The sequence below is a fragment of the Bhargavaea sp. CC-171006 genome, assembly GCF_009761675.1.
In the GTDB taxonomy this organism is placed as follows: Bacteria; Bacillota; Bacilli; order Bacillales_A; family Planococcaceae; genus Bhargavaea; species Bhargavaea changchunensis.
On record NZ_QUZH01000016.1, the window covers coordinates 1 to 21,678 of the forward strand.

Annotated in this window: 18 protein-coding genes and 1 pseudogene; 14 read left to right on the plus strand and 5 right to left on the minus strand. The window is 55.2% G+C overall.

What is annotated here, in order from left to right; genetic code table 11:
• Nucleotides 1-62: 62 nt before the first annotated feature.
• Both DZC51_RS08020 and DZC51_RS08025 read right to left on the minus strand, forming a co-directional pair.
• Nucleotides 63-458 (minus strand): annotated as a pseudogene (locus DZC51_RS08020) (peptidase T); the annotation flags it as partial.
• A gap of 212 nt (nucleotides 459-670) precedes the next feature.
• Nucleotides 671-1,552: a LysR family transcriptional regulator gene (locus tag DZC51_RS08025; protein WP_198304083.1), complete on the minus strand. Its 882-nt coding sequence runs from the start codon at nucleotides 1,550-1,552 to the stop codon at nucleotides 671-673.
• A 107-nt stretch (nucleotides 1,553-1,659) separates the two neighbouring features.
• Between DZC51_RS08025 and DZC51_RS08030 the strand changes: the two genes are divergently transcribed.
• On the plus strand, nucleotides 1,660-2,658 hold the full coding sequence (locus tag DZC51_RS08030) for a YeiH family protein (protein WP_157294868.1): 999 nt from the start codon (nucleotides 1,660-1,662) through the stop codon (nucleotides 2,656-2,658).
• 59 nt (nucleotides 2,659-2,717) lie between these two features.
• On the opposite strand, the gene DZC51_RS08035 is transcribed toward DZC51_RS08030, so the two are convergent.
• Nucleotides 2,718-2,942, minus strand: coding sequence for a DUF2187 family protein (locus tag DZC51_RS08035; protein ID WP_157294869.1), 225 nt, complete (start codon nucleotides 2,940-2,942; stop codon nucleotides 2,718-2,720).
• Nucleotides 2,943-3,318: 376 nt separating this feature from the next.
• Here DZC51_RS08035 and DZC51_RS08040 point away from each other — a divergent pair, with 376 nt between their 5' ends.
• Genes DZC51_RS08040 through DZC51_RS08065 form a run of 6 tightly spaced genes read left to right on the plus strand, consistent with a single transcriptional unit; the run spans nucleotide 3,319 to nucleotide 9,601 of the window.
• Nucleotides 3,319-3,597, plus strand: coding sequence for a YhdT family protein (locus DZC51_RS08040; protein ID WP_157294870.1), 279 nt, complete (start codon nucleotides 3,319-3,321; stop codon nucleotides 3,595-3,597).
• On the plus strand, nucleotides 3,594-5,069 hold the full coding sequence (panF, locus tag DZC51_RS08045) for a sodium/pantothenate symporter (RefSeq protein ID WP_157294871.1): 1,476 nt from the start codon (nucleotides 3,594-3,596) through the stop codon (nucleotides 5,067-5,069). Before DZC51_RS08040 ends, panF begins: the two co-directional genes overlap by 4 nt.
• Nucleotides 5,066-6,298, plus strand: coding sequence for a M20 family metallopeptidase (locus DZC51_RS08050; RefSeq protein ID WP_157294872.1), 1,233 nt, complete (start codon nucleotides 5,066-5,068; stop codon nucleotides 6,296-6,298). The genes panF and DZC51_RS08050 overlap by 4 nt, the downstream gene beginning before the upstream one ends.
• A complete protein-coding gene (locus tag DZC51_RS08055; RefSeq protein ID WP_157294873.1) occupies nucleotides 6,298-7,383 on the plus strand; it encodes a tartrate dehydrogenase in 1,086 nt (361 codons plus the stop codon). The genes DZC51_RS08050 and DZC51_RS08055 overlap by 1 nt, the downstream gene beginning before the upstream one ends.
• A 3-nt stretch (nucleotides 7,384-7,386) precedes the next feature.
• Nucleotides 7,387-8,133 (plus strand): SDR family NAD(P)-dependent oxidoreductase, encoded by a 747-nt coding sequence (locus DZC51_RS08060; protein WP_157294874.1) that lies wholly within the window; start codon nucleotides 7,387-7,389, stop codon nucleotides 8,131-8,133.
• 22 nt (nucleotides 8,134-8,155) lie between these two features.
• Nucleotides 8,156-9,601, plus strand: a complete 1,446-nt coding sequence (locus DZC51_RS08065) for an aldehyde dehydrogenase family protein (RefSeq protein WP_157294887.1) — start codon at nucleotides 8,156-8,158, stop codon at nucleotides 9,599-9,601.
• Between the two features lie 204 nt (nucleotides 9,602-9,805).
• Here the strand turns inward: DZC51_RS08065 and DZC51_RS08070 are convergent, their stop codons facing one another.
• Nucleotides 9,806-11,188 (minus strand): amino acid permease, encoded by a 1,383-nt coding sequence (locus DZC51_RS08070; RefSeq protein ID WP_157294888.1) that lies wholly within the window; start codon nucleotides 11,186-11,188, stop codon nucleotides 9,806-9,808.
• A gap of 510 nt (nucleotides 11,189-11,698) precedes the next feature.
• Between DZC51_RS08070 and DZC51_RS08075 the strand changes: the two genes are divergently transcribed.
• Genes DZC51_RS08075 through DZC51_RS08100 form a run of 6 tightly spaced genes read left to right on the plus strand, consistent with a single transcriptional unit; the run spans nucleotide 11,699 to nucleotide 18,103 of the window.
• Nucleotides 11,699-11,917 carry a hypothetical protein gene (locus DZC51_RS08075; protein ID WP_157294875.1) on the plus strand — a complete coding sequence of 73 codons (219 nt, stop codon included), beginning with the start codon at nucleotides 11,699-11,701 and terminating at the stop codon, nucleotides 11,915-11,917.
• Nucleotides 11,917-13,422 carry a sodium:solute symporter family protein gene (locus tag DZC51_RS08080; RefSeq protein WP_157294889.1) on the plus strand — a complete coding sequence of 502 codons (1,506 nt, stop codon included), beginning with the start codon at nucleotides 11,917-11,919 and terminating at the stop codon, nucleotides 13,420-13,422. The genes DZC51_RS08075 and DZC51_RS08080 overlap by 1 nt, the downstream gene beginning before the upstream one ends.
• Before the next feature lie 33 nt (nucleotides 13,423-13,455).
• A complete protein-coding gene (locus DZC51_RS08085; protein WP_157294876.1) occupies nucleotides 13,456-15,075 on the plus strand; it encodes an amidohydrolase in 1,620 nt (539 codons plus the stop codon).
• Complete coding sequence (locus DZC51_RS08090; RefSeq protein ID WP_157294877.1) at nucleotides 15,072-16,124, plus strand: C45 family autoproteolytic acyltransferase/hydrolase; 1,053 nt, start codon at nucleotides 15,072-15,074, stop codon at nucleotides 16,122-16,124. The genes DZC51_RS08085 and DZC51_RS08090 overlap by 4 nt, the downstream gene beginning before the upstream one ends.
• A gap of 54 nt (nucleotides 16,125-16,178) precedes the next feature.
• Nucleotides 16,179-16,817, plus strand: a complete 639-nt coding sequence (locus DZC51_RS08095; protein WP_157294878.1) for an FMN-binding negative transcriptional regulator — start codon at nucleotides 16,179-16,181, stop codon at nucleotides 16,815-16,817.
• A 29-nt stretch (nucleotides 16,818-16,846) separates the two neighbouring features.
• The gene (locus DZC51_RS08100) at nucleotides 16,847-18,103 is read left to right on the plus strand and encodes a Zn-dependent hydrolase (RefSeq protein ID WP_157294879.1); all 1,257 of its coding nucleotides are present in this window, start codon (nucleotides 16,847-16,849) and stop codon (nucleotides 18,101-18,103) included.
• An 82-nt stretch (nucleotides 18,104-18,185) separates the two neighbouring features.
• Here DZC51_RS08100 and DZC51_RS08105 read toward each other — a convergent pair whose 3' ends face one another.
• A complete protein-coding gene (locus tag DZC51_RS08105; RefSeq protein ID WP_157294880.1) occupies nucleotides 18,186-19,826 on the minus strand; it encodes a PucR family transcriptional regulator in 1,641 nt (546 codons plus the stop codon).
• Between the two features lie 147 nt (nucleotides 19,827-19,973).
• Here DZC51_RS08105 and DZC51_RS08110 point away from each other — a divergent pair, with 147 nt between their 5' ends.
• Nucleotides 19,974-21,437 carry a CoA-acylating methylmalonate-semialdehyde dehydrogenase gene (locus DZC51_RS08110; RefSeq protein WP_157294881.1) on the plus strand — a complete coding sequence of 488 codons (1,464 nt, stop codon included), beginning with the start codon at nucleotides 19,974-19,976 and terminating at the stop codon, nucleotides 21,435-21,437.
• Nucleotides 21,438-21,678 lie beyond the last annotated feature (241 nt).

The following is a 21,678-nucleotide window of genomic DNA, read 5'->3' on the forward strand; positions in this document are numbered from 1 at the left end:
GCGGGTTGACGTTTTTGCCCGTGTAATCAGTGGCGGTATCGACATGCGCGAGGAATCCGATCATCTGTTGTAATCAGCGTGTGGCCTTTGTAATTGTCCAGCTGCGGGAACACGGATTTGGCCATGACGGTGTTCTCGTTCAGTTTGATGTCGGATCCGTCGTAGTTGTCGATGCGCTGCGGGTTGACGTTTTTGCCCGTGTAATCAGTGGCGGTATCGACATGCGCGAGGAATCCGATCACCGGAAGTTCCTTGTCGGTGTTCGCAGGAAGCGTACCGAACAGATAGCCGTTTTCGTCCAGCGTGATGTCGGTCAGGCCGATCTCCGCCATTTCCTTCTCTAGCAGGCGAAGCAGGTCCCATTGGCCTTCTGTAGAAGGTGTCGTGGTGCTGGCCTCATTGGACTGTGTATCGATCTTTGCATAGCGCACGAGGCGCTCGATCAGCTTTTCTTTCATTAGCACGTTCCCCCTAGTTGTCAGATGAATTCCGAATAGTACCATTTTAGCACTTCTCGCTTTGGAGGGGGAGCCCGGGTCGAAAGATCACCATGTTGCGGGAGCTATCAGATTTAGGTCGGGAAATAACATGAACAAACCGGGAAATATCATCACCACAACGGGAAAGAACACCATCCCGAACCTGATGTCGGACACTTTGCCGAGATGCCTTATTTCCTCCCGGCGACCGCCTTCAGAAACGCGGCGACAGTTGCATGGCCCGCCATCGCCGGGGCATGAAGCACGGAAAACGTTCTTTTCTGCGGAGGAAGCTTGCCATCCAGCCGCACGAGGCGGCCGGTTTCGATTCCGTCTTTTGCGGCATGGACGGAGACTGCAGCGATGCCGAGTCCTGCAATGACCGCCTGGATGACACCGCCGTTCGACCCGATGATCATGCGGCCGGGTTTTACATGGCCGAGGGAGCGGAGCAGGTGGTCGGTATGCTCCCTCGTACCGGATCCTTCCTCGCGGGTGATCCAGCGCGCCTGTTGGAGGTCTTCAGGGGTGACGTCGGCCTTTCCGGCAAGCGGATGGCCGGTTCCGCAGACCACAATCAGCTCATCTTCCATGAACGGTACGGCGGTGAGACCGTCAAGCCGGACGGTGCCTTCGATGCAGCCGACATCGCATCGGAACTCGCGGACTTTGGCCTCGACCTCCTCAGTGTTGCTGATGGAGATGACCACTTCCAGCTTCGGATGGGCGGCAAGCATCTCTTCCAGCAGACGGGGGAGGACGTACTCTCCGATCGTATAGCTTGCCGCGACAGTCAGCGTACCGGTGAGTTCCCCGCTCTGCCGCATCATGTCTTCCTTTGTTTCTTCGGCAAGCATCAGCAGTTGCCTGGCGCGTTCGTAAAGCAGCTGTCCGGCAGGCGTGATGCTGAACTGCTTCCGTGACCGGATAAATAGTGGCGTGCCGAATTCTTCTTCCAGCTGCCGGATGTGCAGGCTTACCGTTGGCTGGGCAAGGTTCAGTGCCTCTCCGGCCTTCGTGAAGTTCCGTCTCTCCGCGACTTCCGTGAAAGTTCTCAGTTGTTCAAGAAGCATTTTCAGCATCCCTTCCATTAGCTTTTCTGATTGATTTTATTATAAAGCTTCATTTCACTGATTGTTCGGCGAAGCCTATAATAGTCATAAGGAAAGGGGCTACATCGATGAACAAAGGATTTTGGATGGGAATCGGCCTGACGTTAGTCATCGCGGTCATCGCAGAGCTGGCGGCAGGACTCCCCTATATTTCGCTGATCGGGCCGCTCGTGTTTGCAATCCTGCTCGGCATGCTTTGGAATACATTTCTCCCGGTTAAGGACGAATGGGGAAGCGGACTTAAATTCGCCTCTAAAAAACTGCTCCGGGCAGGGATCATCCTGCTCGGAATGCGGCTGAATCTCGGAGACCTTGCGGAAGCCGGCTGGACAGCCTTCGGGCTTGCGGCGATCAGTGTGGCCGTCGGAATCGGGGCGGTCTGGGCTGCGGCCAAACTCCTGAAGTCGGATCCGGGGATCGGGTTCCTTACGGCGGCCGGCACGGGCATCTGCGGAGCGGCTGCGATCGGAGCGGTTTCTTCACAGGTCAAGTCTAAGCCGGAAGAGACCGCGGTAAGCGTGGCGATCATCTCGATCGTGGGAACGCTGTTCACGTTTCTGTACGCACTCCTGCACCCGATCATAGGCCTGACCGAGAAGCAGTATGGCCTGTTTGCCGGCGGCTCGCTGCATGAAATTGCAAACGTCGTCGCGGCCGGGGACGCGGCGGGCGCTGAAGCGCTCGACTATGCACTCGTCGTCAAGCTGACACGGGTCGTCCTTCTCGTCTTTGTCGCGGCGGGCATCGGCATCTATGCCGCCCGGAAGGTGCAGAAGGAAGGAAAACAGGGAGGCCGCCTGACATTTCGCGAGCTTCCGATTCCTTGGTTCATCGTCGGCTTCCTCGCCGTAAGTGCGATTTACACGACAGGGATCGTGCCTGAATCGGTCGCGGCGCGTCTTGTAGACCTTGCTTACCTCCTCTTGGCGATGGCGATGGCGGGCATCGGCCTCGGTGTCAGCTTCAATGCGTTCCGGAAAGCCGGTTTCAGACCGTTCGCGGCATGCCTGATCGGTTCCATTGTGCTGGCGGGCGTTGTCTATGGATACGTTGCACTTATCGGCTAATACAAAAACAGCGCGCCGCTTGTCCACATGGGACAGCGGCGCGCTGTTTTTCTGTAAGCTTATTCAAAGACGTGATAATTCTTGTGCGAAACAACGGTGCGTTCGGACGGCACGCCGATAGCCTCGGCGTCATCTTTCGTGATCTGAACGATAACCGAGTTTTCGAGAATTTTTTCAATCTTCCCGATGACCTCATGATCGTTACGGACGAAAGAAATCACCTCGCCCACTTTCCGTGCTGCAACAAACGGCGACTGGTCTTTCTGCTTGGCAGGAAAAGCCATCCTAATCCACCCCTTTGAAAATTCTCCGTAAAAAATAGAAAAAGCCCGGGCATGTCCCAAGCGTTTGTACGGGAACGGCGAGATTGCCGGCCCTCCGGACAGGTTGTCCAAGTTTCATTATAGCATACTTTGTATTTTTTTGCAGTTTCCTGATCTGAAACAATAATTTCCGCTGAATCTACCGTGGACACACTGTCAAGTGAAGACAAGTATTTATGAACATGTTGGCAGACGAATCAGAAAATTATGTTCTATAATATTTAATAGGTGAGTGGGTGCTTTGGATGTGAAGTCCCATGTCAATGGACCGCAAGTTTTGTAGAATAAAAGTTCCGATTCCGGGAGTTGAAACGGGGATTGGGAAAGGGGGAGAAGCATGGATAACAGGGACAAGACAGACTGGCGTTTTAAAGTTGCCAACCGGGAGGCGCTGATCGGCTGCGGCCTCGCGCTTCTGAATTTTGCCTGGTGGTTCGGATTCGCCTACGGGATGGGTTCGAGGCCGGTGGAGGAGTATTCGTACATATTGGGCATGCCGGACTGGTTCTTTTACAGTTGCGTGATCGGATTTATCCTAATCACGGCACTCGTTGCATTTGTCGTAAAGGTTTTCTTCAAGGACGTGCCGTTTGAGGAAGAGGAGGAGCTGCAATGAACTGGGAAGTCATCATTCCTCTTCTTGTTTTCCTCGTCATCATTTTCTTTATCGGGGTCTGGTCCAGCCGCAAAGGGGCGCAGGTTTCGGATGAGAACTTTCTGAAAGATTATTTCCTGGGCGGCCGTGAACTGGGAGGATTCGTCCTTGCGATGACGATGGTCGCAACTTACGGCAGTGCATCAAGCTTTCTTGGCGGGCCGGGAACAGCCTATACGATGGGCTTCGGCTGGGTGCTCCTGGCAATGTCGCAGGTCGTCACGGGCTATTTTGTCCTGATGGTTCTCGGAAAGAAATTCGCAATCATGGCCCGGCGGTATGACGCGCTGACGCTTGTCGACTTTCTTAAGGCCCGTTATAACAGTGCGCCTGTCGTCATCCTGTCAGCGGGCGCAATTATCATTTTCCTGTTCTCGGCAATGGCTGCACAGTGGATCGGCGGGGCGCGCCTCGTCGAATCTTTGACCGGCCTGAGCTATCACACAGCTCTTCTCATCTTTGCGGTTTCAGTACTGGTCTATGTCACAATCGGCGGATTCCGGGCTGTCGCAGTGACCGATGCGGTGCAGGGTGCAGTCATGGTCGTCGGAACGCTGGTCCTCCTTACGGGAGTCATCATCGCAGGTGGTGGGGTGACGAACATCATCAATGATCTCGTTTCGGAGAATCCAAATCTTGTCACGCCATTCGGCGCGGATGGAAACCTCGGGAAAGCCTATGTATCTTCGTTCTGGATCCTCGTGGGGGTCGGAGTGGTCGGGTTGCCTCAGATCGCGGTCCGCTCGATGTCCTATAAAAACTCGACGTCGATGCACCGCGCACTGATCATCGGCACGGTTGTCACTGGAGTGATCATGCTGAATATGCACCTGATCGGAATTTTTGCACGGCCGATCCTTCCCGGCATCGATGTTGGAGATAAGGTCATCCCGCTTATCTCGATGGAAGTGCTGCCGGCCTGGTTGGCAGGGATCGTGCTTGCCGCGCCGATGGCTGCCATCATGTCAACGGTCGACTCGCTATTGATCCTTGTTTCCTCCACTGTCGTGAAAGACGTTTATCTGAACTACATCAAGCCGGATGCCAGCATCAAGACGATCAAAAGGGCCAGCTTCGGCGTGACCGCGGTCCTAGGGATCATCGTTTACATCCTGGCACTCGACCCGCCCGATCTGCTTATCTTCCTGAACCTGTTTGCTTTCGGTGGGCTTGAAGCGGCGTTTATCTGGCCGATCGTTCTGGGGCTCTACTGGAAGTACGCCAACAAATACGGGGCGATTGCCTCGATGATCGTCGGTATCGGCAGTTATATCGCTATCCATTTTTACAACCAGGCGAACGGAAACCTGTTCGGCGTCCATACCGTCACACTGCCGGTCCTTCTGTCATTCGTCGCCTTCATCATCTTCAGCCTGATCATGAAGCAGGAAGCCTATGACTATGAGCGAATCAGAAAAGGGGAGATCGCATGAAGACCGAAATGAAGAGCGTAACTTATCTGAGAGACCGTGAGGCGGTCATCCGCCTGACGCAGGAACTCGTCAGGATCGAAAGCGTCTACCGGGGCGAGGGAATCCCGGGCGGAAATGAAGAAAAGGTCGCGAACTACGTGGCGGATGTGCTCCGTGGCTATGCGATCGAAACACACGTCGAAGAAGTCGTCCCCGGAAGGCCGAACGTCATCGGGATCGTCGACTCGGGGAAACCCGGCCCCACGCTTTTATTCGAAGGGCATACCGATGTCGTCACGGAAGGGAACCGGGAAGCATGGACCTACGACCCGTTCGGCGCGGAAATCATCGACGGCCGCATGTACGGAAGGGGCACGAATGATACGAAGGGCAATCTGGCCTGCATGATTACTGCCGTACACTCGATTCTCCAGGACGGGGAGGACTTCAGGGGCAAGATCATCCTTTGCATCCCGTGTGATGAGGAAGGCATGATGATCGGCATCAAACACTTTATCCGGCAGGGCTGGGCGGACGGCGTGGACGGCGCCATCATCTGCGAGCCGGAGGAAAACAACGTCTGCATCGCCCAGCGAGGCGCGATGCGTATCCAGGTCGACATGTACGGCAAGATGGCCCACGGAGCGATTTCCTGGAGCGGAATCAACCCGAACTGGCGGATGGCCCGTTTCATTGTCGAGCTCGAAAAGCTGGAGAAAGCGGAGCAGGAACGCCTTGGAGAGGACCCATACCTGAAATGGCCGTCGATCACGCCGACCATCCTCCAGGCGCCGGTCAAGGGCGATGCACAGATCAACGTCATCCCGGATCACTGCCGGATGAAACTTGATATTCGCACGGTGCCGGCGCAGGACCACGAAGAGCTCCGGGGTAAGATCGATGCCATTATCGAAAAGCTGAAGGCGGAAGACCCTGACTTTAACTGCGAACTGACCATTCTCGATGACCGTCCGGCAACCGCGACTTCCAAGGACGAGCCTGTCGTCCAGGCGATTTACGGGGCGGTGCAGCATGTGACGGGGAAAGAGCCAATCTACAACGGCGTGCCGGGTGCCACAGACGGAACATTCCTCCATGTGCACGGTGTTCCGATCGTCACGATCGGTGCAGGTGACCGGGACATCCCGCATCAGATCGACGAATACGTGGATATTGAAGAGCTTGCCGAGACAACCGCGATTTACCGCGAAGCGGCACTGCGCTTCCTGAACCGGGAAGGGACGGAATGATGAACACCTATCAAATCGCGGTCATCGCGGGAGACGGAATAGGTCCGGAAGTGATGGAGCAGGCGCTCCGGGTGCTGAATGCAGCAGAACGTCAGGATAATTTCAGACTGGAGTGCAAGGAATTCTCATGGAATTCGGAGTACTATCTGAAGCACGGAAGAATGATGCCGGAAGACGGTATGGAGAGGCTGAAATCGTTTGACGCCATTTTGTTCGGGGCGATCGGGGATGCGCGGGTGCCTGATGAAGTGACCATCTGGGAGCTGATCATGCCAATCCGGAAGCAGTTCCGGCAGTACGTCAACTTCCGCCCGGTCAAATCGCTTCCTGGCATCCCGTCCCCTTTGGCCAACGGAGATCACATCGACTTTGTCATCTTCCGCGAGAATGCCGAAGGCGAATACTCAGACAGCGGCGGTCGGCTCTACGCGGGACAGGAAGGCGAAATCGCCGTCCAGAACACCATCATGACCCGTGCGGGCGTCGAACGGATTGCACGTGCGGCAGGCAGCTATGCCGAAAAGCACGGCCTGAAGAAAGTGACAAGCGCCACGAAGTCCAACGCCGTCATCCACGCGAACAAGCTGTGGGACGAGCATGTCAGTCGTGTGATGGCTGAGGAATTCGGCGGGCTGGAGTTCGAACAATATTATGTGGACGCGCTCGCCGCCTATTTTGTCCAGCGGCCGCAGTCGTTCGAAGTGGTGCTCGCTTCAAACTTGTTCGGCGACATTTTGTCAGACTTGGGCTCGGGAATTGTCGGCGGTCTCGGCTTGTCCCCGTCCGGGAACATCAATCCGGAAAAAGACTATCCGTCCATGTTTGAACCGGTCCATGGCTCCGCACCGGACATCGCCGGAAAGGGCATTGCCAATCCGATCGCGCAAATCTGGTCCGCAGCACTGATGCTTGAGCATTTGGGTGAGCATAAAGCAGCCAAACGCATCCTGGAGGCGATTGAGGCAGTGCTGACAGAAGGCGCGGTCCGTACAAAAGACATCGGCGGGGATGCGACGACCGCCCAGATGGGGGAAGCCATCCTCCTGGCGATGAAAAAGAAGAAAAACGTGAAATCGGAGGGATGACGGATGAGACTCGAAGGGAAGACGGTCATCGTGACGGGCGCCGGCGGCGGAATGGGCCGCGCCATCGTGAAGAAGCTGCTTGAAGAAGGTGCAAAGGTCGGAGGAATCGACCTGAAGCAGGCTTCGATGGAGGAACTGGATCACGACCGATTCACGCCGTTTGAGGCGGATATCCTCGATGAGGAAGCAATTGCCGGAGTGTTCCGGGACATGCATGAAAAAAACGGCCGCATCGACGGCCTGGTCAATGCGGCCGGCATCGCACAGCCGGCGACACCGATCACCGACGTTTCGGTCTCAGAATGGCACCGCCTGATGGACGTCAATGCGACCAGTCTGTTCATCACGTCCCGTGAGGCGGCCCGCTACATGAAGGATGCGAAGTCAGGCTCGATCATCACGATCGCGTCAGTTTCCGCGGTCCGCCCGCGGCCGGGCCTCCAATCGTACATCGCCTCCAAGGGGGCTGCCGAAAGCTTCACCCGCGCGCTGGCCATTGAACTGGCGGAAGACAACGTGCGCGTCAACACGATCCATCCGGGCCCGGCCGACACACAGATGCTGGCCAAGTTCACCGCGAAGGATGCGGACGTATCGGAGACAAGGGAAAGCATCTTCGCCTCAAGCGTCCCGCTCGGCCGGCTCATCCAGCCGGAAGACATTTCGGGCGGCGTCGTCTACCTGCTGTCGGATGACGCCTCGATGGTGACAGGGACAACGCTGCGCATCGATGGCGGAAGGGGTCTTTAAAGGAGAAAAGGGGATGAGTGAGATGAAACGAATCCGGATGCTGATCGGCGGGGAGTGGATCGGTGGAGACGGGGATGAATGGCTCCCGGTCGTCAATCCGTCGGACGGGGTGCGAATTGCGGAGATTGTCAACGGCACGGAGGAGCACGTCGACGCAGCGGTCCGTGCCGCATCGGAAGCATTCGAAAGCGCAGAATGGAAGACGTGGAAGCCGCATGAGCGAGGGAATCTGCTGATCGACCTGGCACGCCATATTCGGGAACATGCCGAAGAGTGGGCGGAGCTGGAATGCAGGGACGTCGGCAAGCCGATGTCGCAGGCACGCGCCGACGCCGAAGCGGCTGCAAGGTATTTTGAATTCTACGGCGGCGCAGCCGACAAGGTAATGGGAGACACGATCCCGATCGAAGATGGCCTGCTGAATGCGACGGTGCTCGAGCCGATGGGCGTGACGGCACATATCATCCCGTGGAACTACCCGCTCCAGATCATCGCGCGGAGCGTAGGGGCGGCACTGGCGACGGGGAACGCCATCGTCGTGAAAAGCGCGGAGGATACTCCGATGACCGCCCATGCACTGGCGGAATGGTTCGCCGACAGCCCGCTGCCGAAGGGCATCTACAACCACGTGACGGGACTCGGCGCGGGAGCGGGCGCAGCACTTTCCGCACACCCGGGCATCAACCAGATCACATTCACAGGTTCCGTCCCGACCGGCATCTCGGTCATGAAATCAGCCGCTGAAAACGTCGTGCCGGTCACGCTCGAGCTCGGCGGCAAGTCGCCGAACATCGTCTTCGCCGATGCGGATGAAGAAAAAGCGCTCGGAGGAGTGGTCCGGGCAATCATCCAGAACGCCGGCCAGACCTGCTCGGCGGGGTCGCGTCTGCTCGTCCAGGAAGATTATAAAGAGGAGTTCCTGGCCAAGCTGAAGGCCCGCTTTGACGCACTGGAAGTCGGTCGGGGAGAAGACGACAGGGACATCGGACCGATCCTGAACAAGCGCCAGTTCGACCGCATCATGGAGCGGATCGAAGAAGCGAAGGCACAGGGCAAGCTGATTTCGGGCGGCCATGCGGTGAAGGTGGAAGGCGGAGATGGCGGCCACTACATCGCCCCGACCATCATTGACGGACTCGACCATGACTGCCCGGCCGCGCAGGAAGAAATCTTCGGCCCGGTCCTGTCCGTCTTCACGTTCAAAGATGCAGAAGACGCCATCCGGCTCGCCAATGACACGGAATACGGACTCGTCGCCGGTGTCTGGACAAAAGACATCGACGTGGCCCACACCGTCGCTTCGAGGGTGAAGGCCGGACAGGTGTTCATCAACAACTATGGAGCCGGCGGCGGCATCCAGATGCCGTTTGGCGGATACAAGAAAAGCGGCATCGGCCGCGAAAAAGGCTTTATCGCGCTGCGAAACTATGTGCAGGTGAAGAATATTGCGGTGAAGTTCGGGATTTGAACCAGAGATTGAAGCAGCCGGATTGGATTCCGGCTGTTTTTTTCTTTCATGAATCCCTACCTCGGGGTGCCCGAGTCCACACCAAATAGGTGATGAGTCCCGACCCATTCCTGCCGAATCCATACCAATCAACGGAGGATGATCACCTTAACCAAAATTCCCCCTGCGGAGTTAATCCGCAGAGGGAATTTCTTATCTTCGAAATTATTCCGGTGAGCGTTGCACATGGGCCGGAGCCTGTCCGAGCCCTGTCGCTTCCTGCTTCTTCCGGTAGAACACGAAGTAGATGCCGACAACACCCAGCGCGACGAGGGTGGTCAGGATGACCTGGATCTGCATCGACGGGATAAAGAACATCGCCAGGTAGATGCCTGCGACAGCGATGATCGTCGCGTATGTCAGGTAAGGGAACAGCCACATCTTGACCGGCAGGTGGCCGCGCTCCTGTTCGAGCCGCTTCCGCATGCGCAGCTGCGAGACACTGATGATCAGGTAGACAAGAAGGGCGACCGCTCCGGACGAGTTGATCAGGAACAGGAAGACCTTATCCGGCGAGATGAAGTTCATGATGCACGCGACATAAGAGAATACGGTGCTGAAAAGGATCGCGCGCACCGGGACGCCTTTTTTGCTGAGCTTAAGGAAGTACTTTGGAGCATCTCCCTTTTTGGCCATTCCGAACAGCATCCGGGAGTTTGCGTAGAGTGCCGAGTTCAGGCAGCTGAGCACCGCGGTCAGGACGACGAAGTTCATAATCTGTGCGGCAGCCGGGATGCCGATATGATCGAGCACGGCAACAAACGGGCTGACCAGGATGTTCGCAGAGTTCCAAGGAAGAAGTGTCACGACAATGGCAATCGAACCGATATAGAAGATGAGGATCCGCCAGACGACACTGTTGGTCGCTGTACGAACCGACTTGACGGGGTTTTCCGACTCGCCGGCAGCGATCGCGACGATCTCGGTGCCCATGAACGAGAAGATGACGACCGTGATTCCAAGCATGATGGCCCCGAAGCCGGACGGCATAAATCCGCCTTCGCCGAGCAGGTTAACCGTGCCCGGTGCCTCGATGCCCGGGTACCATCCGAACAGGACCGAAACGCCAAGTACGAGGAAAAGCGTAATCGCGACGACTTTGATTAGGGAGAACCAGTATTCGAACTCACCGAACGCCTTGACGGAAAACAGGTTTGTAGCAGTCAGTGCCACCGTCAGGATCAGGCTCATCAGCCAGATCGGGAAGTCCGGGATCCAATATTGGATGATGGCCGCCCCGGCAAGCGCCTCGATGGCGATGACGACAACCCAGAAAAACCAGTACAGCCAGCCAATCGTAAATCCTGCCCACGGGCCGATTGCCTCATTCGCATAGGTCGAGAACGAGCCGCTCGTCGGGTAAGCTGCGGCCATCTCGCCGAGCATCCTCATGACCAGGATGACGATCAGTCCGGCGAAAGCATAAGAGAGAATGGCGCCCGGCCCGACGGAGTTGATGACCGCGCCGCTCCCGATAAAGAGCCCTGCGCCGATTACCCCGGCTATTGAGATCATTGTGATGTGGCGGGTCTTCAGGTCTGACTTCATGCCCGGTTGCCCGGAGGTACCCGGGTCTGTCTGATTCTGTGAGGTCATTGTAAAATCCCCTTTCTGCTATAAGCACTTTTAGGAAGCGCTTTCATGAGTTGTTTGAAGATACTGACCTCTCTTTATCATAGTGAATTGGAAGGATTAAAGGAATAGACAGGACGTTAAATGCTCGTTCGGAATGGGTGACGGAATGTAAAAAGTTTGGTTTGCAGCACATCGGATGCCTGAGGCACCTAACGGGTGGCCATCGTTTCGGCCCCGGCAATCACAATATGATCACGGGCGTTCATCAGATGGAATTTGCCTGAATTGGTAAGGGTATCCGTGAATGTTAGACAGACTGTCCAGAGAGTTGGAGAGTTCGTTATACACAAACATAGAAGAATCAGAATTTTCCACCCGTTAAGATAGTTAGTGAGAGTTCCCGCAGGCTCGCTTCAACTTTTTGAAAGCGTTGTCATTTAATTGCCACTTGTCAACGGACCTAAATCGCAGGGGGGGAAATGCATGAAAGCAACATTCAGAACGCCTAAGACGCACAAGGGGTGGATCGGTCTATTTGCTATTCTGACCATCGTATTATTGGGGAGCTGGCCGGTCATTCCGTTGCTAAACCATGAAACGATCGTATTCGGTATGCCGATTCTCATGACTTGGTCAGTCATCCTGATTTTCCTGACCACAGGAATTCTCATGCTACTCAATAAGATGGGGGTGAATGATTGATGGCACAGTGGGTTCCTTTTATGATTACTGTTTCCTATATGGTGATTGCGGTCTGGCTGGGCTTTGGTGCAGGCAAAGGACGCAATATGAACAAAGTGGAAGAATGGGGAGTCGCCGGCCGAAGTCTTGGACCGATCGTTATGTACCTCCTGGTGGGGGCGGGGGGCATCAGCGCCTATACGTTCATGGGGGCACCGGGATGGGCGTATTCGAAAGGGGTACCGGTTCTGTACGTTGTCGTTTATCTGACGTTTATGGGCATAACCGCATGGTATCTGGGTCCAAAAGTTTGGGACCTCGGCGTCAAATACAACCACGTTACGCAAGGAGCAGCAATCACGCACCGTTATGAGAGCCCTGCCTTGGGGGCGCTTGCTTCCTTCGTCACTTCAATTGGAGTTCTTGCATATGCGGTTCTTCAAACCACAGGATCGGCTTATATTCTGAATGTCATGAGCCATGGCAAAATTCCGGTCTGGCTGGGCGTGATCTTGTCACTGGCCGTCATTTCAATCTATCTGTTCAAGAGCGGTCTGCGCGCAATCGGAATCACGAATGCGTTTCAGGGTGCGCTGATGTTCGTTGTCTCGTGGGCGTTCGGTCTGTGGGCAGTCAAGCAGTTTACGGGAGGATATTCGTTCGGTCCGGTGTTTGAGCGCGTCCGCGAAGAGGCACCGCAATTCCTGACACTGCCGGGAAACCTAGGAGACATGGGCTTTGCATTCTGGACGACATCCATTCTGATTTCCATGGTGTCGGTCTGGCAGACACACTGGATTCAGTGGATGGGAGCCAATACACGTAAGTCGATCCGTACCGCAGCCACGATGCTTCCGACCTATTACATCGTGTGCATTCCGATGCTGGTGGTGGGCTTTATAGGAATTTTCGTGTACCCTTCGCTGGCCAAAGCGGACACCGTCGCCATCCAAATGGCGATGGACAGCATGCCTGTCGTCATCGCAGGACTTCTGGGAGCGGGAACATTGGCCGCAGCCATGTCCTCGAGTGAGCCATGTATCCACGGGACTGCACTTAGCTACAGCAAGGATATCATCCAGCCGATCTTTAAAATTTCTGATGAGAAGGCAGGAATAATGACGCGCTGGCTCATCTTCCCGATTATGGGTCTGATCGTTGCACCAATCTCGATCATGCAGCCTGCCAGCCTCGTCTACATTCTGCTGATCGGCTACGGATTCATCGGTCAGGCATTCCCGGCGCTTGTCGGTATGTTCTTCTGGCCGCGCGCAACGAAGCAGGGCGCATTCTGGGGTCTGGCAGCCGGCTTTGTTGTGACACTGGTCTTCTCTGTCTGGTTCCCGCATCCATTAGGCATTCATGCCGGAATTTGGGGACTCTTCGTCAACCTGCCGATCTTCTTCATTGTCTCTCTCTTGACCGAGCCGGTCTCCAGGAAGACGGTCGAAGAATTCTTCCCGGATATGGTGGATGAGCTTTACGAGGAAGTACCGGAAACGACAACCAAGCCAGCGTCAATCTGATATGAATTTGTTCATGGAAGGGGAAATGCCGTTATGGCAAGGGAACTGTTTATCAACGGTGAAGTGATCACCGCCAATGACCGGAACGACATTGCGGAAGCTGTGGCTGTAGAAGACGGCAAAATTCTCGCCGTCGGCACAACGGAAGAAGTTCTGAAACTGCAGGACGGGGAAGCGAAGATCACGGACCTGGAGGGGCGCACACTCATGCCGGGAATCATTGAATCTCATATCCATACGACAATGTATGGGGCAAACGTGCTTTCCGTCTCCTGCAAGGACCCGGAGATCCGGACGATTCCGGATCTTCTGGACAAGCTCAGGGAACAAGCGGCATCTGTTCCCGAGGGACAATGGGTCCGTGCATGGGGCTTTAATGAGAATTCGATCGAGGAAGGACGATTTCCGAACCGGGAAGAGCTGGATGGTGTAACCGATCTGCACCCGGTGATGGTAGTCCGGGCTTGCGGACATATCTCTGCAGTGAACAGCAAGGGACTTGAGATCGGAGAAATCACCCGCGATACGCCAGATCCAGAGGGCGGAACCATCAGCCGGAATGCTGATGGTGAGCCGGACGGACGCCTCATTGAAAATGCCCATATGAATCTGTATCAGCGTGCTGCCCATACCCGTGATGAGATCCGCGAAGCCCACCAGGTCGCTTCCCGGCATTTTGCGGAAAAAGGAATTACAGCTGTCCATGATGCAACCGGATATGGCATTGATAATATCGAGGCGTTACGCGAGGATGCCGAAGAGGGAATCATTGCGCAGCGTGTGTATGCGATGGTCGGGGCTTTGAATAATCCGGATCAGGTTGTCCGGCACTATCTCAAGAAAGATATCCGAACCGGGGATGGAAACGATCGGTTCAGATACGGTCCGGTCAAGGTATTTCTTGACGGTTCAAGCAGCGGGCCGACCGTCTGGACGACGGAACCGTATACGAGTAATCCGGAAAACTACGGCATACACTACATGACACAGGAAGAACTTGACGAGCTGTTCATTCCTGCCCACGAAAAGGGTTGGCAGATCACAGCCCACGCGCAGGGCGATGCGGCAATCGATCAGTTGCTGAACACCATCGACAAGGCACTCCTGCTCCATCCGCGCGAGGATGCGCGTCATCGCATCGAACACGCCGGGCTTGCAAGAAAAGACCAGGTACAACGTATGAAGGAGCTGGGCGCTGTCCCGACACCGAACCCAGCGTTCTTCCACGAATACGGGGATGGCTATGTAAAGAATTACGGGGAACGTGCACTGAACATGTACCCGCTTGCCAGCTATCGAGAGGCCGGAGTTCAGGCAACGCTCACAGCAGACTGCCCGGTCACGGACTTTAACCCGATGAGGGGCATCCACAGCGCGATGACGAGAAAGACGCCGTCCGGCCAGGTTGTCGGCGAGGCGGAGCGGATCAGCCTGCTCGACGCTATCCGCTGCTGCACAATCAATGCTGCTTACTCCGGATTCAGTGAGGACAGGACCGGATCCATCGAACCTGGTAAATTAGCGGATCTCGCCATCTTGGACCGTTCGATTCTAAATGGTGAAATTGACGATATTCCTGAAATTCTGGTCGACCGGACGATCATTGGAGGAGAGACTGTCTTCGAACGGAGCGGAGAGGCGGTCAGGTCATGAATGGTACCCGGACGGTCCGGAAAATCCAACTTAGTGGCTCGCCTTATGAAATCGGCCGCGGTCACGGGGAACAGGGGAAGGGAGAAATCGCAAATAGCCTGGCAACCTATGAGGCGCTTTTCCGCGGATACACGGGGATGTCCTGGCAAGAAGCCTGCGAGAAAGCACTTCTGCACCATGACGCGATATCGGCATTCAAGCCCGATTATCTGGAAGAGATGCAAGGCGTCGCGGACGGTGCCGGTGTCCGGTTCGAGGACATCCTCACATTAAATGCAAGAAGTGAAATTGCGCTTACGGCTACCCCGGATGGGTGCACATCATTTGCTTCCCGAAAGGGCGACGATGTCTGGCTCGGACAAAACTGGGACTGGAAAAGCAGCCAGATAGATTCGCTTCTGGATATTGAAATCGCGCAGGAAGGGAAACCCTCGGTCCGAATGATCACGGAAGGCGGCATTATTGGGAAAATCGGCTGCAACAGTGCCGGCGTGGGTGTCTGTCTGAACGCACTCATGACAAGGACCTGGCAGCCGAAAGTGCCGATCCACCTGGGGCTGCGCGCGGTTCTGGACTCCCATACGTTCGAGGAAGCATCTGAAGCCGTAAGTGATGGGCGGATGGCTTCTCCAGCGCATTTCCTCATCGCCTCCAAAAGCGGTGAGATGGCAGGGACAGAGGTGTCTCCTGTCCATACCGCAGCCATCCCCCCTGTAGCCGGGGTGGTTGTTCATACGAATCACATCTGCGATCAGCAAATGCAACAGGCGGTTTCTGACTTTCCGATTCCGGATTCTGCACCTCGGCTGAATCGAATCAAAGAGCTGATGAAAGGGTTGGATGAAACAGTAAGTGCCGAGCAAATGTTTGGCGTGCTGTCCGACCATGATCACTATCCGGATTCCATTTGCAGACACATCAATCCATCGCGTCCGGAGCACATGCAGATGGAGACTGTTTTCAGCATCGTGATGAACCTCACCGCCGGAACGTTTGACTATCGGGTAGGAAGGGCATGTGAAGCAGGCGCCGGTTCAAGCATTTTCTGAACCGGTGCTCTTCCTTTTGTGTGAGCGGGGATCAACGGAAAGGAGCCGGCAGGCATGTATATTCCTCCGAAGTTTAAAATCACGGATGACGAAGTGAATGTTCAGTTGATCAATCAACATGGTTTTGCCACTCTGTTTTCACAGCATCAGGGAGCACCCTTTGCCACGCACTTACCGCTAATATTAGGTGGAGATCATGCATCCCTTTATGGTCACTTCGCCCGCCAGAACCCGCAATGGGAAGACATTGCCGGTCAAACTGTATTGGCCGTCTTCCAAGGACCCCATTGTTACATTTCGCCTTCCTGGTATGAGACCGGCCAGGCAGTGCCGACATGGAATTACGTGACGGTGCATGTATTCGGGGAGATTGAACTGGTTGAACACGGGAGTGAATTAACGAACCATCTGAATGATATCGTTCTTAAATATGAGGGGCCTGATAGTGCATACAGGCTGGACAACGCGGATCCGGATTTCATCGGTGGAATGATCAGAGGAGTTCAGGGATTCAAAATCAACATAAGCAAAATTGAAGGGAAAGCGAAGTTAAGCCAGAACCATCCTATCCATCGGCAACAACTGGTTATAGATCAACTTGAGAAAAGCCAGAACTCAGATGAGCAGCAAATTGCATCATTGATGAAGAGAAATCTAAAAACAGGTCGTGTAGATCCTGCTCTTACAAAATAGCCATTCAATCACTCTTAGGGGGATGCCAATTGGAAAAGATCGATCGCCAGCGGCTGCAAAGTTTGCTGGAACAGTTCAGTTCATTCGGGGCAACCGAGAAAAATGGAGTGACCAGACTTTCCTTGTCTGAAGAAGATCTTGCAGCACGCGAGAAGTTCATCGAAATCAGTGAAGAAATCGGATTGTCGGTGAAGGTGGATGATATGGGAAATCTATATGCAACGCTGCCCGGAAAAGAAGACTTGCCGCCGATTGCAATGGGATCACATCTTGATTCCGTCGTAAAAGGGGGACGGTTCGACGGAACCCTGGGCGTAGTGGCCGGATTGGAAGTGGTCCGGACAATCGTAGAGCGAAACATCGAGACGAATCATCCGATCACAGTAATTAACTTTACTAATGAAGAAGGTGCCCGGTTCGACCCGGCGATGATGTCTTCCGGGGTGCTGGCGGGGAAGTTTACAAAAGAAGACATGCTTCAGTCTTCAGACACCGAAGGCTTGACATTCGGTCAGGCACTTGAGCAAAGCGGGTACGCGGGAGAAGTCGGGAACCGTCTCAAGGAAGCAGCCGCATTTGTAGAACTGCATATTGAACAAGGTCCGGTGTTGGAGCATTTCGGCGATGAGATTGGCGTAGTTGAAGGGGTTATGGGAATGGCCTGCTATGAGATTTCACTTAAGGGCGAGTCGAATCATGCCGGTACGACACCGATTCCGATGCGGAGAGATCCAATGTTTGCTTCAGCGCAAATCATTGTGGAACTTCAGCAGGAGCTCAAGAAGCTGCCAGAGGATCTTGTCTACACAATCGGGAGAATCAATGCCTATCCAAATATACACACGGTCATTCCGAATGAGGTCACGTTTACTATTGAGGCCCGCCACACGAGCATAGAAGTCATCCGCCAAGTGGAAAGCATCATTGACCGTCTCCCCAAAGTGGTGGAGCGGTGCACGCTGACCTCCCGGAAGTTGTGGGGAAGGGAGACTGTTGAATTCAATGAGGATGTTGTCCATGCAGTCTTGGAATCCACTGGAGAGCTTGGTTTCAAGAATCGCAAAATGTACAGTGGAGCAGGACACGATGCGCAATTTATCGCCAGTTATATTCCGACAGCGATGATTTTTGTTCCGAGTGCCAAAGGCTACAGTCATCGTGAAGATGAATATTCATCTTTTGAGGAGTGTGGAAACGGGGCTGATGTTCTCTTGAATACGGTGTTAAAGCTGGACCGGAATTCCAGGCCGCAAGAGAAGAAGGTGTTGGAAGAAAACAGAGCCTAACAGAAATACCGGGGACGTCCTTCTCAACAGGACATCCCCGGTATTTGCATACTGGCCACAGATAAACAAAAGGCGAGGGCACTCAATGTACCGGAAGCCTCTCTCCCGCTTCCGTCTGCTCCAGCATCCGGTACGCCTGCACCGCGACTTCCAGAGCGAGCCGGTTGCCGGGCTCCATGAAGTCCGTACCGAGCAGGCCCTCGAGCTTGCCGATCCGGTGATAGAGCGTCTGGCGGACGATGAACAGGCGCTCCGCCGCTTCTTTCTTGACGCCGCCGCATTCCAGATAGACGACGAGCGTTTCGAACAGTCGGCTGTCGTGCCGGGCATCGTGTTCCAGGAGGGCTCCGAGGTAATCGTCGACATACGTTTCAAGTTCTCCGCTTCGCTTCAGCAACAGCAGCAGCCGGTGGATGCCGAGTCCTTCATAGAACTCCGAATTAGTGATGCCCTCTTCCTGAAGTCGGATGACGTCCTTGCTTTCCCGGTAGGCCCGGCGGACATCGGAGATGCTCTGATAGGTTTTGCCGATACCGAAGCAGCTTCCTTCAAACTGCGGAGCGGACATGTTCCGGAATTCATGGATCAGCGGCAGGAAGCGGTCGTTCCGCCGGCTCTGCTGCTCTTCCGAGATGAAAAAGGCGATGACGGCCATCTCGTTTTCAGCGGAAGTGATGGCGGGGAAGAAGCCATGCCGCTGAAACAGGCTGCGGATGAGCAGCGCCCGCTGGACAAGCTCTTCTTCGAGAAGGTCCTGTGACGGGAATGGCGGTATTTCGGGCATGAGGATGCTGAACACCCGGTAGTACATATTTTTGCCGCGCGCCGGAAGCACGGCCCGGACGGTTTCCGGATCCATGCGCTGTCCGGCAATGAGGTTCCGGACGACCTTGTCCTCGATGTTCTGCTTGCGCTCCTCGATTGTCCGGTTGCGGAGGAGTACTTGTGAGATGGCGAGACCTGCACGGTCCAGGATCAGAAAGTAAAAGTCATCCTGCAGGGGGTCATCCATGCAGAGGAAGAGCCGTCCCCAGACTTGTCCGGGGCCCCGCACCGGAACGCTCGCAAAGCGCCTGTCCGCGATTGCCACATAACGTCCGGTATCCTCCAGTCCGCCTTCAGTGTCGAGACGGGCCCGAAGCAGGGCTTCGCTTTCCTTGGCTTCTGACGGATAGAAATAAGGAGCAGGACGGTCGGAGATAAAGATGGCCTCCCGCCGAAAGTATTCATGGAGCTCCTGGAGTATTTTCAGGATGCCGTTGGACATTAGGGAAAGTTCGATAAAGCGCCCGGACAGGCGGTCCATTTCGGAAATCATCTTATGATGCCTGTTGATCAGCGCTGTGTGAAGATCCTGCGTGATGTCGACAAAGCGGATCACTTCTTCGAATACGATGATCGGAAACCCGAGGCTGTCCGCCAGCTCCAGTACTTCTGGAGGCATTGTTTTCGAAGAATCCGCAAGCTCGATGCATAGTGCGGATGCCCCCAGTTCATCCAGCTTCCGGATATAGGCAAGCTGCTCCTCGAGACCAAGTGCCATGCTGATGCCGGTCGTAAGAATCAGTTCACCGCCATTGATAAGCGACTCAAACTCGCGGACTTCCAGGATATGCGACCACCGGATTTTCCGGGAAAGGCCGGATACACCCGCCGCCAGTTTGGCTTTTTGGAAAGAATCCCGTTCCAGTACATCCCGGACAGTCAGCTCGATGTTTTTCACATTCAGGCCTCCCTTTCGTTAAATCTCAAAGCCTGTCTATTTGACACATTGTCAAATGACAAACATTCTGATAGTTTGTACAGTAGATTATGAAGTGAACAGTTCGACCCGTCAATATGGTGATTTACCTATAAGGAGGAGTTATCCATGGAAACAGCAACCGTAAAAACGCAAACGCTTTCAAACTATATCGGTGGACAATGGGTCAAGTCGACCACTGAAAAGTACGAGGAAGTTCCAAACCCGGCAACAGGCGAAATCATCGCGGAAGTCCCGATTTCCACAAAGGAAGACCTCGACAAAGCGGTAGCCGTAGCGAAAGAAGCATTCAAAGCCTGGAAAAAGACGCCGGTGCCACAGCGCGCGCGTGTCATGTTCAAGTTTCAGCAGCTGCTTGTCGAGAACTGGGATGAGCTTGCACGCCTCGTCACGATCGAGAACGGCAAAAGCTTCACCGAAGCGCACGGCGAAGTTCTCCGTGGCATCGAATGCGTCGAGTTCGCGGCAGGTGCGCCGTCCCTCATGATGGGCCAGCAGCTCCCTGACATTTCGAAAAACATGGAATCCGGCATGTATCGCTATCCGATCGGCGTCATCGGCGGCATCACGCCGTTCAACTTCCCGATGATGGTGCCGGCGTGGATGTTCCCGCTCGCGATCGTCGCGGGGAACACATTCGTCCTGAAGCCGTCCGAGCGCACGCCGCTTCTGGCAAACCGGCTTGCGGACCTCTTGAAAGAAGCGGGCCTGCCTGACGGCGTGTTCAACATCGTCCACGGTGCACATGACGTCGTCAACGGCCTGCTTGAGCACAAGGACGTTCCGGCCATTTCCTTCGTCGGCTCCCAGCCGGTCGCGGAATATGTCTACAAGACAGGCACGGCACACGGCAAGCGCGTCCAGGCGCTGGCAGGAGCGAAAAACCACTCGATCGTCATGCCTGATGCAGACCTCGACAATGCAGTCAAGAACATCACCGGTGCCGCATTCGGCTCCGCCGGCGAGCGCTGCATGGCTGCGGCAGTCGTCGTTGCGGTCGGTGATGTGGCGGATGAGCTCGTCGACCGGCTGAAAAAAGCGGCTGACGACATCACGATCGGGAACGGGCTTGAAGACGATGTGTTCCTCGGTCCGGTCATCCGTGCGGCGCACAAGGACCGCACGATCGGCTACATCGAATCAGGCGTGGAAGAAGGCGCGAAGCTCGTACGCGACGGCCGCAACGACAAATCCCGCTCGGAAGGCGGCTACTTCGTCGGCCCGACGATCTTTGACGAAGTGACTCAGGAAATGAAGATCTGGAAGGATGAGATCTTCGCACCGGTCCTGTCGGTTGTCCGTGTTGAAACACTCACGGAAGCGATTGAGTTCGCGAACGCGTCGGACTTTGCAAACGGCGCCTGCCTGTACACCGACAGCGCATCGGCAATCCGCGAATTCCGCGACGATATCGATGCCGGCATGCTCGGCGTCAACCTCGGCGTCCCGGCACCGATGGCCTTCTTCCCGTTCTCGGGCTACAAGAAATCCTTCTACGGCGACCTCCACGCCAACGGCAAAGACGGCATCGAGTTCTATACACGCAAGAAAATGCTGACCCAGCGTCACTGATAGAAAAACGGAACGGGCCTGTTCAGACCCGACAGGCATAAGACGGAATGCGGCGCGGGTCCTGACCCGCAAAGCAGGCCGGCTTATGACCCCGAGGGTTTGGCCCGTGCAGCTGGACAAAGGCCAATAAGGTCGGTAATGAAAGACCAACGGGGGCTTGCGAAAGACCAAGCAGACTCAACGAAAGTCCAAGCAAGGGTCACGAAAGACCAAGCAGGCATAACGAAAGACCAACAAGCAG

Bases quoted from the DNA above. Each gene is read 5' to 3' on its own strand.
- DZC51_RS08040 (WP_157294870.1), top strand. From the start codon at position 3,319: ATGGATAACAGGGACAAGACAGACTGGCGTTTTAAAGTTGCCAACCGG.
- panF (WP_157294871.1), top strand. From the start codon at position 3,594: ATGAACTGGGAAGTCATCATTCCTCTTCTTGTTTTCCTCGTCATCATT.
- DZC51_RS08090 (WP_157294877.1), top strand. From the start codon at position 15,072: ATGAATGGTACCCGGACGGTCCGGAAAATCCAACTTAGTGGCTCGCCT.
- DZC51_RS08085 (WP_157294876.1), top strand. From the start codon at position 13,456: ATGGCAAGGGAACTGTTTATCAACGGTGAAGTGATCACCGCCAATGAC.
- DZC51_RS08095 (WP_157294878.1), top strand. From the start codon at position 16,179: ATGTATATTCCTCCGAAGTTTAAAATCACGGATGACGAAGTGAATGTT.
- DZC51_RS08035 (WP_157294869.1), bottom strand. From the start codon at position 2,942: ATGGCTTTTCCTGCCAAGCAGAAAGACCAGTCGCCGTTTGTTGCAGCA.
- DZC51_RS08065 (WP_157294887.1), top strand. From the start codon at position 8,156: ATGAAACGAATCCGGATGCTGATCGGCGGGGAGTGGATCGGTGGAGAC.
- DZC51_RS08030 (WP_157294868.1), top strand. From the start codon at position 1,660: ATGAACAAAGGATTTTGGATGGGAATCGGCCTGACGTTAGTCATCGCG.
- DZC51_RS08055 (WP_157294873.1), top strand. From the start codon at position 6,298: ATGAACACCTATCAAATCGCGGTCATCGCGGGAGACGGAATAGGTCCG.
- DZC51_RS08070 (WP_157294888.1), bottom strand. From the start codon at position 11,188: ATGAAGTCAGACCTGAAGACCCGCCACATCACAATGATCTCAATAGCC.
- DZC51_RS08060 (WP_157294874.1), top strand. From the start codon at position 7,387: ATGAGACTCGAAGGGAAGACGGTCATCGTGACGGGCGCCGGCGGCGGA.
- DZC51_RS08075 (WP_157294875.1), top strand. From the start codon at position 11,699: ATGAAAGCAACATTCAGAACGCCTAAGACGCACAAGGGGTGGATCGGT.
- DZC51_RS08110 (WP_157294881.1), top strand. From the start codon at position 19,974: ATGGAAACAGCAACCGTAAAAACGCAAACGCTTTCAAACTATATCGGT.
- DZC51_RS08080 (WP_157294889.1), top strand. From the start codon at position 11,917: ATGGCACAGTGGGTTCCTTTTATGATTACTGTTTCCTATATGGTGATT.
- DZC51_RS08050 (WP_157294872.1), top strand. From the start codon at position 5,066: ATGAAGACCGAAATGAAGAGCGTAACTTATCTGAGAGACCGTGAGGCG.
- DZC51_RS08025 (WP_198304083.1), bottom strand. From the start codon at position 1,552: ATGCTTCTTGAACAACTGAGAACTTTCACGGAAGTCGCGGAGAGACGG.